The sequence below is a fragment of the Agrobacterium sp. CG674 genome, assembly GCF_053521645.1.
Genome location: NZ_JBNWDZ010000003.1, coordinates 171,058 through 187,160, shown reverse-complemented (window position 1 = coordinate 187,160; position 16,103 = coordinate 171,058). Strand labels below are relative to the sequence as shown.

Annotated in this window: 13 protein-coding genes; 6 read left to right on the top strand and 7 right to left on the bottom strand. The window is 57.4% G+C overall.

Going from position 1 to position 16,103, the window contains the following annotated elements:
* The first annotated feature begins 78 nt into the window (after positions 1-78).
* Genes ACQZ51_RS10085 through ACQZ51_RS10065 form a run of 5 tightly spaced genes read left to right on the top strand, consistent with a single transcriptional unit; the run spans position 79 to position 5,585 of the window.
* On the top strand, positions 79-1,974 hold the full coding sequence (locus ACQZ51_RS10085; protein ID WP_448776882.1) for a SurA N-terminal domain-containing protein: 1,896 nt from the start codon (positions 79-81) through the stop codon (positions 1,972-1,974).
* 26 nt (positions 1,975-2,000) lie between these two features.
* Positions 2,001-3,014, top strand: coding sequence for an anthranilate phosphoribosyltransferase (gene trpD / locus ACQZ51_RS10080; RefSeq protein WP_448776880.1), 1,014 nt, complete (start codon positions 2,001-2,003; stop codon positions 3,012-3,014).
* Between the two features lie 9 nt (positions 3,015-3,023).
* On the top strand, positions 3,024-3,836 hold the full coding sequence (gene trpC / locus ACQZ51_RS10075; RefSeq protein ID WP_448776878.1) for an indole-3-glycerol phosphate synthase TrpC: 813 nt from the start codon (positions 3,024-3,026) through the stop codon (positions 3,834-3,836).
* A complete protein-coding gene (moaC, locus tag ACQZ51_RS10070) occupies positions 3,833-4,315 on the top strand; it encodes a cyclic pyranopterin monophosphate synthase MoaC (protein WP_448776876.1) in 483 nt (160 codons plus the stop codon). The genes trpC and moaC overlap by 4 nt, the downstream gene beginning before the upstream one ends.
* Positions 4,316-4,370: 55 nt before the next feature.
* On the top strand, positions 4,371-5,585 hold the full coding sequence (locus ACQZ51_RS10065; RefSeq protein ID WP_448776874.1) for a molybdopterin molybdotransferase MoeA: 1,215 nt from the start codon (positions 4,371-4,373) through the stop codon (positions 5,583-5,585).
* 50 nt (positions 5,586-5,635) lie between these two features.
* On the opposite strand, the gene ACQZ51_RS10060 is transcribed toward ACQZ51_RS10065, so the two are convergent.
* The 7 genes from ACQZ51_RS10060 to ACQZ51_RS10030 form a co-directional block, all read right to left on the bottom strand.
* Positions 5,636-6,520 carry a DMT family transporter gene (locus ACQZ51_RS10060; protein WP_448776873.1) on the bottom strand — a complete coding sequence of 295 codons (885 nt, stop codon included), beginning with the start codon at positions 6,518-6,520 and terminating at the stop codon, positions 5,636-5,638.
* A 219-nt stretch (positions 6,521-6,739) separates the two neighbouring features.
* Entirely contained in the window at positions 6,740-7,084 is a 345-nt protein-coding gene (locus tag ACQZ51_RS10055; protein WP_448776872.1) for an HNH endonuclease, read from the bottom strand.
* Between the two features lie 226 nt (positions 7,085-7,310).
* The gene (locus tag ACQZ51_RS10050) at positions 7,311-9,269 is read right to left on the bottom strand and encodes a methyl-accepting chemotaxis protein (protein ID WP_448776871.1); all 1,959 of its coding nucleotides are present in this window, start codon (positions 9,267-9,269) and stop codon (positions 7,311-7,313) included.
* Between the two features lie 350 nt (positions 9,270-9,619).
* Positions 9,620-11,248: a CTP synthase gene (locus ACQZ51_RS10045; protein ID WP_448776870.1), complete on the bottom strand. Its 1,629-nt coding sequence runs from the start codon at positions 11,246-11,248 to the stop codon at positions 9,620-9,622.
* Positions 11,249-11,404: 156 nt separating this feature from the next.
* Positions 11,405-11,860, bottom strand: a complete 456-nt coding sequence (secG, locus tag ACQZ51_RS10040; RefSeq protein ID WP_448776868.1) for a preprotein translocase subunit SecG — start codon at positions 11,858-11,860, stop codon at positions 11,405-11,407.
* A 102-nt stretch (positions 11,861-11,962) separates the two neighbouring features.
* Positions 11,963-12,733: a triose-phosphate isomerase gene (tpiA, locus tag ACQZ51_RS10035; protein ID WP_448776867.1), complete on the bottom strand. Its 771-nt coding sequence runs from the start codon at positions 12,731-12,733 to the stop codon at positions 11,963-11,965.
* A gap of 185 nt (positions 12,734-12,918) precedes the next feature.
* Positions 12,919-13,800 carry an alpha/beta fold hydrolase gene (locus tag ACQZ51_RS10030; protein ID WP_448776865.1) on the bottom strand — a complete coding sequence of 294 codons (882 nt, stop codon included), beginning with the start codon at positions 13,798-13,800 and terminating at the stop codon, positions 12,919-12,921.
* Between the two features lie 172 nt (positions 13,801-13,972).
* On the opposite strand from ACQZ51_RS10030, the gene parE reads away from it, so the two are divergent.
* Complete coding sequence (gene parE / locus ACQZ51_RS10025) at positions 13,973-16,039, top strand: DNA topoisomerase IV subunit B (protein ID WP_448776863.1); 2,067 nt, start codon at positions 13,973-13,975, stop codon at positions 16,037-16,039.
* Positions 16,040-16,103 lie beyond the last annotated feature (64 nt).

The window sequence follows — 16,103 nt, the reverse complement described above, 5'->3', positions numbered from 1 at the left end:
TCAATTTCAAAGTGGATTGATTTAAGGAAGCCCCATAGACCCGGCATAACGGGCTGATATTGTGAGGTTTGCATAACGATGCTCGATTCCCTGAGAAATGCTTCTCGTACCCTGGCGGCGAAGATCCTTCTTCTCCTTCTCGTTCTTTCCTTCGGCGTGTGGGGCGTTTCCGCATCTCTGGTGTCTCCTAACTCGCATTCTGTCGTGACAGTTGGGGACCAGGCGGTCACGCAGAACGAGTTTCGTTTTGCCTATCAGCGCCAGCTCGCAGATGTGGGCCGCCAGTTCGGCACGCGGCTGACGACGGAACAGGCCAAGGCGTTTGGAATCGACCGTCAGGTGTTCAGCCAGCTATCCGCAGGTGCTGCACTTGATCAGCTCGCATCGGACATGAATCTCGGGCTTTCGGAAGACCGCCTCGCCACGCTGATTGCGGACGATCCTGCCTTTAAGGCTCCGGGCGGCCAGTTTGACCGCGCTCTGTTTAGCCAGCGCCTGCGTGGTGCCGGCTTCAATGAAGACGACTACGTCGAAGAACGCAGCAAGGTTGCCGTACGCGGGCAGATCGTTGATGCGATTTCGGATGGTTTCACCGCACCGAAGGTGCTGGTGGATGCGCTGAAGCAGTATCGCGATGAACAGCGCTCGATTGACTATGTGCTGCTCTCCAACGCCAATATCGATCCGGTTAAGGCACCAGGCGACGACGTTCTTGCTCCATGGTTCGAAAAGAACAAGGCGCAGTACCGCGCTCCGGAATATCGCAAGTTCACCTATGTGAAGCTTGAGCCTTCCGATATTGCCGATCAGGCCGCAATCACCGATCAGCAGATTTCCGATTTTTACAATGCGAACAAAGACAATTTCCGCACGGCTGGTCGCCGCACCATCGAGCAGCTGACCTTTACCGACAAGGAAATGGCGGAAGCCGCTGCAACGCAGATTCGCGTTGGCACCACGACCTACGATCAGGTGGTGAAGGATCAGGGCAAGCGCCCTGAAGACGTAACCCTTGGCGAGTTCACGAAAGACACCGTGCCAGATCAGTCCATTGCTGAGGCAGCTTTTGCTATCCAGAAGGATGGCGGCGTTTCGCCTGTGGTCGATGGCGCATTTGGCCCGGTCATCCTGCGCGTCACAGGCATCAAGAATGAAAGCATGAAGACGCTGGATGAGGCGAAGGAAGAAATTCGCACCAACCTCGCCACGACAAATGCAGCGGAAGAGCTGAACAATGTTCATGACCGCTACGAAGATCTGCGCGGCGGCGGTTCTTCGCTGAGCGACGCGGCAACGCAGCTCAAGCTGACGCCCGTCACTGTCAACGCCATCGATGAAAAGGGCGAAGACGAGAAGGGCAACCCTATCGAGAGCCTGCCGACCCCTGCCCTGGTTGCTGAAGTGTTCAAGGCTGAGCAAGGTGCGGATGCGCCAGCCGTCAATATCGGTCGTGATGGCTATGTGTGGTTTGACCTCCAGCAGGTTACGCCACCGCGTGACCGTACCTTGAGCGAAGTCAAGGAGCAGGTTGTAGCCGACTGGACTGCCGAGCAGCAGCGCACAGCACTTGCGGCAAAGGCGGACGAGTTGAAGGCGCGCGCTGAAAAGGGCGAAACCCTTGCTGCAATTGCCGGCGAGATGGGCCTTTCCGTTGAAAACAAGATGGGCCTTCGCCGCACAAGTGAAGATGCCGTTCTCGGCCAGCAGGCCGTGGCAGCTGTCTTCGCGGGCGCAGATGGCCTCGTCGGCACCGCGCCGGATACTGAAGGTTCCAGCCGCATCCTGTTCAAGGTCACCGAAGTCAACACCAGCACCTCGACCGAAGCGCTTGCAGATAGCGATCAGCAGGTCACAGCCATGGCAAGTGCCGCTGGCGACGACATGCTCGACCAGATGGTCAACCGGTTGCAGAATGATTATGGTGTGACCATCAATCAGGCTGCGGCAGATCAGGCTATGACGGCTGCTTACTAAAATCGTAGACCAGGGGGCGTGACGACATGGCTGAATTGAAGCCGCTGATTGCGAAAGTTGCCAATGGCGAAAGCCTGAACCGGGAAGAGGCACGTCAGGCTTTTGACGTGCTGATGTCCGGCGAGGCAACGCCATCGCAAATCGGCGCTTTCCTCATGGCCTTGCGGGTGCGCGGTGAAACGGTGGATGAAATCGTCGGCGCGGTCTCGTCCATGCGCTCGCGCATGCTGCCTGTCACGGCACCCGCCGATGCCATGGATATTGTCGGCACGGGCGGCGATGGTCTCGGCACCTATAACATCTCCACACTGGCCTCCATCATTGTGGCTGGAGCTGGTGTACCAGTTGCCAAGCACGGCAACCGGGCCTTGAGCTCGAAATCCGGTACGGCTGATGCCCTCTCGGTGCTCGGCGTGAAGCTCGATATTGAGCCAGAATTGATCACCCGCTGCGTGACCGAGGCCGGTCTGGGCTTCATGTTCGCCCAGCGTCACCATTCCTCCATGCGCCACGTGAACCCAAGCCGCGTCGAGCTTGGCACCCGCACAATCTTCAACCTGCTCGGCCCGCTCTCCAATCCGGCGGGCGCCAAAAAGCAGTTGCTTGGCGTATTTGCCCCACGTTGGCTTGTGCCCTTGGCCGAAGTGCTGCGTGATCTTGGCTCAGAATCGGTCTGGGTCGTGCATGGCGATGGTCTGGACGAAATCACCACGACAGGCACCACCCATGTCGCGGCGCTGGAAAACGGCAACATCAGAACATTCGATCTGACGCCTGCGGATTTCGGCGTCGAACCCGCCAGCATCAATGACCTCAAGGGTGGCGATGGCGTTGCCAATGCGGCGGCGCTGCGCGAAGTTCTGGCTGGTCACAAAAATGCCTATCGCGACGTATCTCTTTGCAACGCGGCAGCCTCGCTGGTTGTTTCCGGCAAGGCCGGAACGCTGGCTGAAGGCATGAAAATCGCGAGCGCATCCCTGGACGAAGGCAAAGCTGCGGCTGCGCTGGACAGGCTGATTGCCGTTTCGAACGAAGAATAGGGCAAAGCCATGAGCGACATTCTGAAGAAGATCGAAGCCTATAAGCGCGAGGAAATCGCGGCGGCCAAGGCCCGGGTTTCACTTAATGATCTCAAGGCGATGGCTTCTGACCAGACGCCGCCGCGCGGTTTCTACAATGCGTTGAAGCGCAAGCAGGCCGACGGTGCCTTCGGCCTGATTGCCGAAATCAAGAAGGCGAGCCCATCCAAGGGTCTCATCCGCCCGGATTTCGATCCGCCTTCGCTCGCGCAAGCCTATGAAGCTGGCGGCGCGGCCTGCCTATCCGTGTTGACTGATACGCCGAGCTTTCAAGGCGCGCCAGAATTTCTGACAGCCGCTCGCAACGCCTGTTCCCTGCCCGCGCTTCGTAAGGATTTCATGTTCGAGACCTATCAGGTGCATGAGGCCCGCGCCTGGGGTGCTGATTGCATCCTGCTCATCATGGCATCTCTTTCCGATGATGAAGCAAAGCGTCTTGAAGACGAAGCCTTCTCGCTTGGCATGGATGTGCTGGTGGAAGTGCATGACGAGGAAGAAACAGAGCGGGCACTCAAACTCGCCTCTCCGCTTCTCGGCGTCAACAATCGCAACCTGCGCACATTCGAGGTCAGCCTTGATGTCAGCGAGCGTTTGGCGTCCATGGTGTCGGCGGATAAGTTGCTTGTCGGTGAAAGCGGCATCTTTACATACGAAGACTGCAAGCGCCTTCAGACATCGGGCATCACGACATTCCTCGTCGGCGAAAGCCTAATGCGCAAGACCGATGTAACGGCCGCCACGCGTGCGCTGCTGAATGGCGAAAACGCGATGGCTGCGGAATGAGCGACGACGCGAAGCTCACGCATATCGGTGCCTCCGGCGAAGCCCACATGGTCGATGTCGGCGAAAAGGCCGAAACCACCCGCGTTGCAGTCGCCGAAGGTTTCGTGAAGATGAAACCTGAGACGCTGACGCTGATCCGCGAAGGCAACGCCAAGAAGGGCGATGTCATTGGCACAGCGCGGCTGGCTGGCATCATGGCCGCCAAGCAGACCTCGAACCTCATTCCGCTCTGCCATCCGCTGCTGCTGACGAAAATCCTGGTCGATATTACCGAGGATGACGCCCTGCCCGGCCTGCGCGTACAAGCGACCGTCAAGCTTTCCGGCAAGACGGGCGTCGAGATGGAAGCCCTGACCGCCGTATCCGTCGCGTGCCTCACAATCTACGATATGGCGAAGGCCGCTGATAAGGGCATGGAAATCGGCTCCATTCGCCTTCTGGAAAAAACCGGCGGCAAATCCGGCCACTACAAGGCGTAAGGCGTCTCATAGTTCTGCAACCTGCATCGCTCCCACAAGGAAGAGGACACACCACATGAAACCTCTTTTGCCCGTTGCGGAGGCTCAAAGCCGATTGCTGGCTGCGGCGACCCCCATCACCTCAGTGGAAACCGTACCGCTTGAGAGCGCAGACCAGCGCGTGCTTGCGCATGATCTGCAAGCCCGCCTCACCCAGCCACCGTTTCATGCCTCTGCCATGGATGGCTACGCGCTGCGGGCTGTGGATGCCCCGCAGATCGGCTCCGTGCTGACAGTTATCGGTGAAGCCGCGGCAGGACACGCCTTTGCGGGTCGCGTTAGCGAAGGCGAGGCCGTGCGCATTTTCACCGGTGCACCATTGCCAGAAGGTGCCGACGCCGTTCTCATTCAGGAAGATGCCGAGGTGCTTGACGCGGGCCAAATCCGCACGACTTTCCAAGTCACCGAGGGGCGACATATCCGTCCTCGTGGGCAGGATTTTGCCGAGGGAGAAACCGTTCTCAAGGCCGGAACGGAACTGACTTTCACAGATATCACCCTCGCCGCTGCCATGAACCATGCGTCGCTGCCGGTGTTTCACAAACCGCTTGTGGCTATACTCGCCACCGGCGATGAACTCGTGCCGCCCGGCGGCACGCCCAATCCGGCGCAAATCGTCGCCTCCAACACATTCGGCGTCGCCGCATTAGCGCGGAAGGCCGGTGCCAACATTCTCGACCTCGGAATCGTGGTCGATAACGAAGCTCTCATCTGTGCAGCCATCGACAAGGCCATCGCCGCCAAAGCCGACGTGCTGGTCACGCTTGGCGGCGCATCGGTTGGCGATCATGATCTCGTTCAGGCCGCACTCAAAGCGCAGGGCATGGCACTGGATTTCTGGCGCATCGCCATGCGCCCCGGCAAGCCGCTGATGGTCGGAAGTATCGACAAAATGCAGGTGCTGGGCCTGCCCGGCAACCCCGTCGCCAGCCTCGTGTGCAGCCTCCTTTTTCTGGAACCACTCATCCAAAAACTCAGCCACCGCAAGCCCACCTCCCGCGAAATGACCGCTCGAACCGCCACCACGCTGAAAGCCAACGACCAGCGCCAGGACTATCTGCGCGCCCGCATCATCGGCCACGAAAACGGCCAACCCATCGTCGAAACCTTCACGAAGCAGGATTCCTCGATGATGAAGATCATGGCAGGCTCGGATTGCCTGATTGTGCGTGCGCCGTTTGCTGAGGAGTTGCAGGCTGGTGGCGAGTGTTTAGTGGTGAGGCTGAGGTAGGCGCGCACTTTCTTTCGTTGGTTTAGAAATCCTGATCCTGCCCCTTGGCCCTAAGGCGTGGTTGAAGCCGCTGCAGCGACCGTCTTGCGGTCTGCTATCAGGTACCAAACTACGGCTGTCAGCACGACCGCCCCGCCAGCCAGAACAGGAAGCGAGATATACTCGTTATAGAACAGCAGGACCCAAAGAGGGCCGAGCACAACATCGAGCATTGAAAGCAGACCAGCTTCCCCGGAGCCGACGCGACGAGAGCCTAGGAGCAGGAGAATATAGCCCACGCCTGTCGTCAGGACGCCGTACAAAGCGCAGGCGATAAGCTGTGTTGGTGCAGGAAGCGAAAACTGCATGAAGGGCAGAGCAACACATAAACATAAGATAGCCGCACAGACCGTCATCAGCGTGGAATCCATACTGGGAAAACGCTTAGCGATGACAATCTGCGTCGCGCAACCGGCGGTCATGAGAAACGCCGCAAGGATTCCAATGAAATCGGTTGCCGAAACCGCCGCGCCAGCTGAAATCGCCACCCCTATGAAAGCGACGCAACCTGCGATGACAAAGCGGTACGTCACCTGATCTCGCAACCACACAAAGGCAATGCCTGTCGCCACGAAGGGCAGAGTGGCATAGACCGTCATGACATTAGCCACGGTCGTCCATTGCAGTGAGGCAATATAGCTTATCGCCGTGACGGCTGACACCACGCATGCCGCAACACCTGGTAGCCCAAAGGTCTTTGGCGGATGCCGCTTGGTGGTCCTCTGTCTAACAAGCAGGAAGGCCCCGAGCTTGATTGCCGCAAAGCCCGAGCGCCAGGCAACCATGGACCATACATCCATATCCGCCATGCGCACGAAAAGGCCGGCTGTGCTCCACATCACCGCTGAAGCTATCACCATGTAGATGCCAACAAGACGATCATGTGCCGGGTTCATGTCCAACTCGCTCCCAAGTAAGACCCGCAGATAATCGATGTTATAGACGATCGGTCCTGCCAATGATGGTGACGACACGACGCGCGAATGTCTTATTGCGAAAGGAAAGCGCCAAATTCTGGCAGGTGTTTACGATTGCCCGGCCTCAACGAGGTCCGCTTGTGGCGCGTTTCCGTTAAGGCAGCATTCTATCCCGGCTGTAACTCTAGCCGGGTACGACTAGCGGCCTCGACGGAATGACTGACGTGATTCTTTTGCAGAATCCGAAAAGCCTGGCGGCTTGGTTCTCACCCAAGTCACGAATGTCTCCACCGCAGGATCTTCCAAAATGGCTTCGATCGTCGAAAACTTCTTGGCGAGTTGGGCATCGGTAAAGATCGAATGTATCTGGTCGTGGCAGATACGGTGCAGGGAAACTGTTTTCTTTCCACCTTTGCTCTTGGGAACGAGATGATGCTCGTCTCTCTGATCCTCCGGGATAACGCGCTCGCACATCGGGCAGAATACCGGCTCAGGCGCAGGCTCGTCCCATGAAACGAATTCATCTCTATTCTTGCGGGCCAATGCTCGATCCTTACTCGTGTAGACCCCGTATGCTGTAACCGAGGATAGGTGCTAGTTTCAAAACCTGGATGCCAATAGCACGAAACCATCAGAACCATCTATGGCTTCCTTTGGCGCAAACCGTACTTCAATACAAAAGGGCCGCATCACTGCGGCCCTTTGTATTTCACTTATTGTGTTGGCCGTGTGCCGTGGAGCGCACTAGCCGTTGGATTCGCACAAGAGCTTAAAACTCTTCCCACGTGTCCGGTGCGACTGCGGCAGACGATGCACCGCCGCCGAAGGCGCTGGCGATCTTGCGGCCGAGGGCGCGCGCTGGTGATGCTGCGGGTCTTGAGTGGTTGGACGCAACCTTTGGTGCCGGGGCAGTTGGAACACTCCGGCTTGCGCCTTCGCTGTTTCCAACATTGAAGCGCGCCAGCAACTGGTTGAGAGATGCGGCTTCCTTCGCAAGGCTGTGGCTGGCAGCTGTGGACTGCTCGACCATGGCCGCGTTCTGCTGCGTGCCCTGATCCATCGTGTTGACGGCAGTGTTGATTTCCTGAAGACCGACCGACTGTTCACGCGACGATTCAACAATCGCGGTGATGTGGCGGTTGATTTCCTGAACCTCGCTGACAATCACCTCAAGCGCACGACCGGTTTCGCCAACAAGGTTGACGCCAGAGCGGACATGCTCGCCGGATGTAGTGATCAATGCCTTGATTTCCTTGGCGGCCTTGGCGGAACGCTGCGCAAGTTCGCGAACTTCCTGCGCAACAACCGCAAAGCCCTTGCCTGCTTCACCGGCACGCGCGGCTTCGACACCGGCGTTCAGGGCAAGAAGGTTGGTCTGGAACGCAATCTCATCGATAACGCTGATGATGTTGGTGATTTCACCCGAGGAGCGTTCGATCTCGTTCATGGCGGTCACGGCCTGACGAACGACGTCGCCGGACTTTTCAGCGCCTTGACGGGCCTTGGAAACAAGATGGCCGACTTCTTCTGCACGGCTGCTGCTGTCTTTCACCGTTGTGGTGATCTCTTCCAGTGCGGCAGCTGTTTGTTCAACAGAGGCTGCCTGCTGCTCGGTGCGCTTGGAAAGATCATCAGCGGCGGAGCGGATTTCGTTCGCACCGGCGTCAATTCCACGGGCGTTCTGTCCAACAGCACGCAGAGCGTCGTTCAGATTGCCGACCGAACTGTTGAAATTTGCGCGAAGCGTATCGAGATGCGCAGCGAATGGTGTCTCAATGCGATAGGCAACATCGCCGTCCGCCAGGCGGTTGAGTGCCTTGGCCAGATTATCGACAGCAAACTGCGTTTCTTCAGCATCCTTAGCCTTCTGCGCTTCATTGGCTGCACGTTCTTTTTCAGACATGCTGCGGTTTGCTTCGGCTTCCGTTTCAAGGCGAATGGTTTCCAGCGCATTGGTACGGAACACTGCAACAGCCTGCGCCATTTGTCCGACTTCGTCTTTGCGATCCTGCCCATCAACTGGCGCATCTGTTTGGCCATTGGCCAGCGTTATCATGCGCTTGGACAAGCTCGAAATCGGCGTGGTAATGCCCTTGGCAGCAACCACGAGCGAAGCAATGATGCCAAGCGCGAATGTGAGACCGACAATTGCCAGCGACCACAGGATCGTTGAGCCAGTCTGATCGCTCAGTGCGTGACTTCTGCTTGCCACATCAGTCATCACCTTATCCAGGAATTTGGCTGCATCTGCTGCAAGCGGCCCGATCAACAAATCTGCTTTCGCCAGAGCGGTGTTGGCAGCAGCATCCTGATCGTTCGCGCCCAGCTTGACGGCCTCATCGGTCAAAGCAACCACATCTTTTGACCTGGAAATGAACGCGTCAATAGTTTGCTTTTCTGCGGGCAGAAGTTTTGCCGTCGTTTCCAGCCGATCAAAGAGCTTGGCTTTGGCATCAGCATAAAGCGCTACTGCTGCCTTCATGCCACCAGTGTCACGACCATAGGCCAAGGTTTGGTAAGCGCTATAGGCCGTAGCGGCAAGATTTCTATTCGCGCGAGACATCGCCGTAACACCGGCCATGTCATTGGATATAAAATCCGTGTAGCTTTTATCTGCATTCTTGAAGCTATTTGCCATAAAAGCCGTCGCGCTCAACCCTACAACACACAAGGGCAGGACGAGAGCGAGTATCTTCGCGCGTATGCTCGCGTTTTTAAGAAATGACATTATTTTCTGAGAGCCCTATTGATCGCCAAACGCGTAGCAGCACGCAAGAACGCGCTCACTGGTCTAAGCCAGCGCTACTACGGAGAAATCGGCATTTTGATGATTGATGACAACCATCGCTCGCAATCATCGCGGCTCGGTGAACCTGTCTGGTTAACGACTAAACAGCGACCATTTAAATACTCTTAAAATTTATGGGATATTCGCGAAAGCCCTTTTCGGCGCCATCAGGCCAGTCATCGCTATTGGTCAGGCCTAGCGCTCAACGGCAGATATGCCGTGAATGAACTCAACAAAAAAAGGCCGCATCGCTGCGGCCTTCTGCATTTTGATCTCAGCACACGGATGCCTCAAACCAACCGGCTGCGCTCCAAGGCCGCTTCAATGAAGCTGGCGAAAAGAGGGTGCGGGTCCAATGGGCGGCTTTTGAGCTCGGGGTGGTACTGCACGCCGATGAACCATGGATGATCCGGGTATTCCACCGTTTCAGGCAGAACGCCATCCGGAGACATGCCGGAGAAGACGAGGCCGCAGTTTTCGAGGCGGTCCTTGTAATCAACGTTCACTTCATAGCGGTGGCGGTGGCGTTCGGAAATATCCGTGGAGCCGTAGATATCGGCAATCCGCGTATCTTTCTTGAGCTTAGCCTTGTAAGCGCCGAGACGCATCGTACCGCCGAGATCGCCAGCCGCATTGCGCTTTTCAAGCTCGTTACCCTTCACCCATTCAGTCATCAGGCCAACGACTGGTTCCTGCGTGGTGCCGAATTCGGTAGACGATGCGTTCGCGATGCCAGCGAGATTGCGCGCCGCTTCCACGACCGCCATCTGCATGCCGAAGCAAATGCCGAAATAAGGAACCTGACGCTCGCGGGCAAACTGTGCTGCGCGGATCTTGCCTTCAGAGCCGCGTTCACCGAACCCACCGGGCACGAGAATGGCGTCGACCTTTTCCAGATAGGGTGCAGGATCTTCCTTTTCGAAGACCTCCGACTCGATCCATTCCAGCTTGACCTTCACGCGGTTGGCAAAGCCACCATGGTGCAGCGCCTCAATCAGAGACTTATACGCATCCTTCAGGCCAGTATATTTGCCGACGATGGCAATCGTTACCTCGCCTTCCGGCGTGTGAATGCGGTTGCAGACCTCTTCCCACTGCTCAAGGCGTGGCTTGGGCGCAGGCTCGATGCCGAATGCAGCCAGAACCTCGTTGTCGAGGCCTTCCTTGTGGTAGGCAATCGGAACGTCATAAATATTGGCAACATCCAGCGCCTGAATAACGGCGGAAGGACGCACGTTGCAGAACAGCGAAAGCTTGCGGCGTTCAGCTTCGGGAATCTCCCGGTCAGCACGTACCAGCAAGATATCCGGGTGAATGCCAAGCGCCTGTAATTCCTTGACGGAGTGCTGAGTAGGCTTCGTCTTCAACTCGCCGGCTGCCGGAATGTAAGGCATCAGCGTCAGATGCACAAAGATGGCCGTGCCGCGTGGCAGGTCGTTCTTGGCCTGACGGATCGCTTCCATGAACGGCATGGCTTCGATATCGCCCACCGTGCCGCCGATTTCGCAGATGACGAAATCGTATTCCTCGTTACCTTCCGTCACGAAATTCTTGATCTCGTTGGTCACGTGCGGAATGACCTGCACCGTCGCGCCGAGATAATCGCCGCGCCGTTCCTTGTCGATGATGTTCTTGTAGATCCGACCCGTGGTGATGTTATCGGTCTTGGTAGCCGAGCGCCCCGTGAAGCGTTCGTAGTGACCGAGATCGAGGTCCGTCTCCGCGCCGTCATCGGTCACGAACACCTCACCGTGCTGGGTGGGGCTCATGGTACCGGGATCGACATTGAGATAGGGGTCAAGTTTGCGAAGCCGCACCCGGTAACCACGGGATTGCAACAACGCTCCGAGTGCTGCGGCCGCAATGCCCTTACCAAGTGAGGAGACCACGCCGCCTGTGATGAATACATATCGCGCCATGGGATTTACCGCTTACCTTTAAAAGAGTGATTCCGCCAGCCCAAATTTCTGAAAGCCCGCATTCACCTGTTGATGAAGGGCAAAGCCTGGCCGGAATATGAACAAAAGAAAACCGGCAGGCTTTTGGCCTGCCGGAGCGTTATGCATCAACCGGGTTTACTGACCGGTTGGAACTGCGTTTGGATTTGCCGGAGCGGGCGTGGCCGGTGCCGGAGCAGCGGGCGTTGCCGGTGCAGCGGGCGTTGCCGGTGCAGCGGCACCATTCGTGGACGATGGGACGCCGTTCTGTGCAGGTGCTGCAGGCGTGGACGACGAAGGCCCAAGCGTATCCAGAATGCCGTTACCCTGGCCTTGCGTGGCCGGAATACGATCCAGAATATCTGTGGGACGCGATTCGTAGCGTGTGAGAAGGCCAAGGCCGAGCGATGTTGCGAAGAACAAAGCCGCGAGGATGGCCGTTGCGCGCGTCAGGGCATTTGCGGTGCCGCGTGCGGACATGAAGCCCGAGCCGCCGCCGATACCAAGACCACCGCCCTCGGACCGCTGGATCAGGACCACGCCGACGAGCGCCAGCACGATCATGAGATGAATAACAATCAGTACGTTCTGCATGACAATCCATTCCATGCCCCGTTTGGAGCACAATGAAGAAGTTTGCGGCTCTTTACATGAGGCGAAAGCGTATTCCAACCCCCTGAGAGACGAAAGACGATATCAAGCCGTCAATTGCTCATACGCGGCATAGATGGAGAGGAAATCGGATGCTTTCAAGCTGGCGCCGCCAATCAGCGCGCCATCCACATTTTCGACGCCCATCAGCTCCAGCGCGTTGTTTGGCTTGACAGAGCCGCCGTAGAGAATCCGCATGCCCTGCCCTTCAGCGCCGAAACGCTTCACAAGCTCGTCGCGCATGAAGGCATGCGCCTCACGCACATCCTGCGTGGTGGGCGTGAGACCGGTGCCGATGGCCCAAACGGGCTCATAGGCGATCACGGTGTTTTCAGCTACGGCTTCATCCGGCACGGAGCCCGCAAGCTGGCGCTTGAGCACATCAAGCGTCTGGCCAGACTTGCGCTCATCCGCTGTCTCGCCAGTGCAGATGATGGCAACCAGATCAGCCGCATAGGCAGCCGTCGCCTTGATCCGCACCAGATGGTCTGTTTCGGCATGATCTGTGCGGCGTTCGGAATGGCCGACGATGACATGCGTGCCGAAGCAATCGGCAATCATTTCAGCGGAAATATCGCCCGTATGGGCCCCTGAAGGGTTCTGGTGGCAATCCTGCGCGCCGATGAGAAGGGGGCTGTCATCGCACAGCGCTGTCGCCACATAGAGCAGCGTCGAAGGCGGGCAGATCAGCGCATCCACCTTCTCGGAAAGCGGACCTTTGACACCCTCTGCCATCGCCTTGATCTGATCGAGCGAATCGCGTGTTCCGTTCATCTTCCAGTTTCCAGCGACGAGCGGGCGAACATCAGGGGTCATATGCGATCCATTCCTTCTAGCTAAAAAAGCGCTCGATTATGACGAGTGCCTGTTCGTGGCCTATTCCTCTTTCTCTTAAAGGCTCAGCCCACGTTTTGGTACAAAAAAGAACGTTTTTGGTTCACAACCTTGGTTAAATTCTCAGCAGCCTGCACGTATTTAAGAGTGCAAGGCGAGAATTCTGCTTAGTGCGCAACCAGAAAGTTCAGAACAGCGCGCCAGTCCGTCATGCGCACGGGCGTGCCGTGTGTTCCCGTCTGGTAAAGCGTGAAACGCACGGGCTGTCCGGCCTTCAGCAGCGTGCGGAACATGGCGGCCTGCTGCTCTGCCGAATACGTGGTATCTGCACTGCCATGGGTGAACCACACCGGCTTTTTCGCCTTGGCAAAAGCGCTCTTGGGAAAATCGGGATCAACCGCGCCGCCCAGAATGGCCATGCCCTTCAAATTCGCCACGGCCTGCGCATCGCGGCTGATGCCGTAACACAGGAAGCTGCCCATGGAGGCGCAGGCGAGAATAACCGGTCGCCCGCCGGACTTCGCCTTTGCCTCGGCAATCAATGCCGCCATGTCATCAACGCCATTCTGGTCGAAGCTGCGGGCGCTCGGCGCATAATAGGTGCCGCCATTGGCAATGGCGAGGTTTTTCAGCCGGTTGAAATTTCCGCCGAAGCTGTAGTCATTCATGCCCAACCGCCGGTCTCCGCCACGGCCGTGGATAAATATCACGGTAAATGCCTGGCCGGAGGCTGGGCCAACGCGGCCAACATCAAGCGCCCTGCCCTCCACAGAAATCGTTTCCAGCGTCTGGAATCTCTTTGGAGAAAGATCAACATATTGCCGTTTGACGCGGCGTTCCGGCGTCTCATCGCGGCCGTTGATATCGCGCATTTCCTGATAATCGATGACCTGTGACGCACCACCATCGCCGGTGGCAAGTACCGTCTGGCTTGAAAACAGCTCATCCTTGAACGGCTTCAGAGGTCCGTTGGCGTTTTGCGCCGAGGCTGGCACGATGGCAACAGACAGGCAAATAAGAGTACAAAAGGTGAAAATAGCTGTGGACATGCCTTGAGGAACCCATTCAATTCGGCCACAACACTTGCCATCCGGGCGTGCGCGGCGCAATCCTCGGATACGCGAAAACCGATCATCCGTGCTTGAGCAGCAAGTATGCGTTGCCGTCTGTGGCAGATCATAAGCCTGCTCGCATGGCCAAATTCTGATTGAACTGGGCACAATGGACGATAGCAACGATCTTTTTTCAAGCCAACCCGTAGCCATGCCACAGGAGCCTAAGGAGGCCGTGGCCAAGCCTGCGCCTGCCGTAAAGGCAGTTGCGAGCACGCCGAAGCCTGCCACTGTGACTACGTCTTCCGAACAGGAATATGGCGCGTCCTCCATTCGCGTTCTCGAAGGTCTAGAGCCGGTGCGCATGCGGCCGGGCATGTATATTGGCGGCACGGACGAAAAAGCGCTGCATCACCTTTTTGCCGAAGTCATCGATAACTCGATGGACGAGGCTGTTGCTGGCCACGCCAATTTCATCGAAGTGCATCTGGATGCGCAAGGCTTTCTGACGGTCAGCGATAATGGCCGCGGTATTCCGGTGGAAAATCATCCGCAGGTTCCGGGCAAATCCACGCTCGAAGTCATCATGACCAAGCTGCATGCGGGCGGCAAGTTTGATGGCAAGGCTTACGAAACATCCGGCGGTCTGCACGGCGTTGGCGTATCTGTGGTCAATGCATTGTCGGACCTTCTCGAAGTGGAAGTCGCCAGAAACCGCAAGCTTTATCGCCAGCGTTTTTCTCGCGGCATTCCCATGGGTGGCCTGGAAGAGCTGGGTGATGTGCACAATCGCCGTGGCACGCGCGTTCGCTTTCACCCCGATCCGCAAATTTTTGGCGACCACGCGAAGTTTGAACCAGCGCGCATTTTCCGCATGGCGCGCTCCAAGGCCTATCTGTTCGGCGGCGTGGAAATTCGCTGGAGCTGCGACCCCGGCATGGTGCCACCGGATGGTGACATTCCGGAAAAGGCGGTTTTCCACTTCCCCGGCGGGTTGAAGGATTATCTGGCGGCTACGCTTGGCAAGGACTTCACCGTCACCCGCGAAATCTTCGCTGGCAAAACGGAAAAGACCGGTGGCCACGGCGCCATGGAATGGGCTGTTACCTGGTACGGCGGTGATGCCCAGCTGCATTCCTATTGCAACACAATCCCCACGCCCGAAGGCGGCACCCACGAGGCTGGCCTGCGCATTGCGCTGACCAAGGGCCTGAAGAACTACGCTGAGTTGACGCAGAACAAGCGCGCCCGCGAAATCACCACTGATGATGTGATGATTTCGGCTGTCGGCATGCTCTCGGTCTTCATTCGTGAGCCCGAATTTGTGGGCCAGACCAAGGATAAGCTGGCAACGGTGGAAGCACAGCGCATCGTCGAAAACGCGCTTCGCGATCCGTTCGACCACTATCTGGCTGGCAATCCCAATGAAGCGGCAAAGCTTCTGGACTGGGTTATCGAGCGTTGCGAAGAGCGTTTGCGCCGCCGCAAGGAAAAGGAAGTCAACCGCAAGACCGCCGTTCGCAAGCTGCGTCTGCCCGGCAAGCTCGCGGATTGTTCGCAGAACACTGCCGAGGGTGCCGAACTGTTCATCGTCGAGGGTGATTCGGCTGGGGGATCGGCCAAACAGGCGCGCAACCGCGCTAATCAGGCCATTCTGCCCCTTCGCGGAAAAATTCTCAACGTTGGCAATGCCAGCCGCGAGAAGCTGTCTGCCAACCAGCAGATTGCCGATCTCATTCAGGCGCTGGGCTGTGGCACACGCACAAAATATCGTGATGAGGATCTGCGCTATGAACGCATCGTCATCATGACAGATGCCGACGTGGACGGTGCGCATATCTGCTCGCTGCTCATCACCTTCTTCTATCAGGAGATGCCTGAGCTCATTCGCGGTAGCCACCTCTATCTGGCCGTTCCGCCGCTCTACGTCATCCGTCAGGGTGCCAAGACTGTCTATGCCCGCGACGACGCGCACCGCGCCGAGCTGATGGAGACCGTTTTCAAGGGCAAGAAGGTCGAGATCGGTCGCTTCAAGGGCCTTGGCGAAATGATGCCGGCGCAGTTGAAGGAAACCACCATGGACCCGTCCAAGCGCACGCTTTTGCGGGTGGAAATCGATGATGTGGACTTTGAGGGAACCCGCGAAGCCGTTGATAATCTCATGGGTTCAAAGCCCGAGGCGCGTTTCCGTTTCATTCAGGATCGCTCGGCATTTGCGGAAAATCTCGATATCTGACGACGCCGGTTTTTGGCACATTTGATTTTTTGCCATTAACGGCTGGAAATCGTGCGCTCCCGTG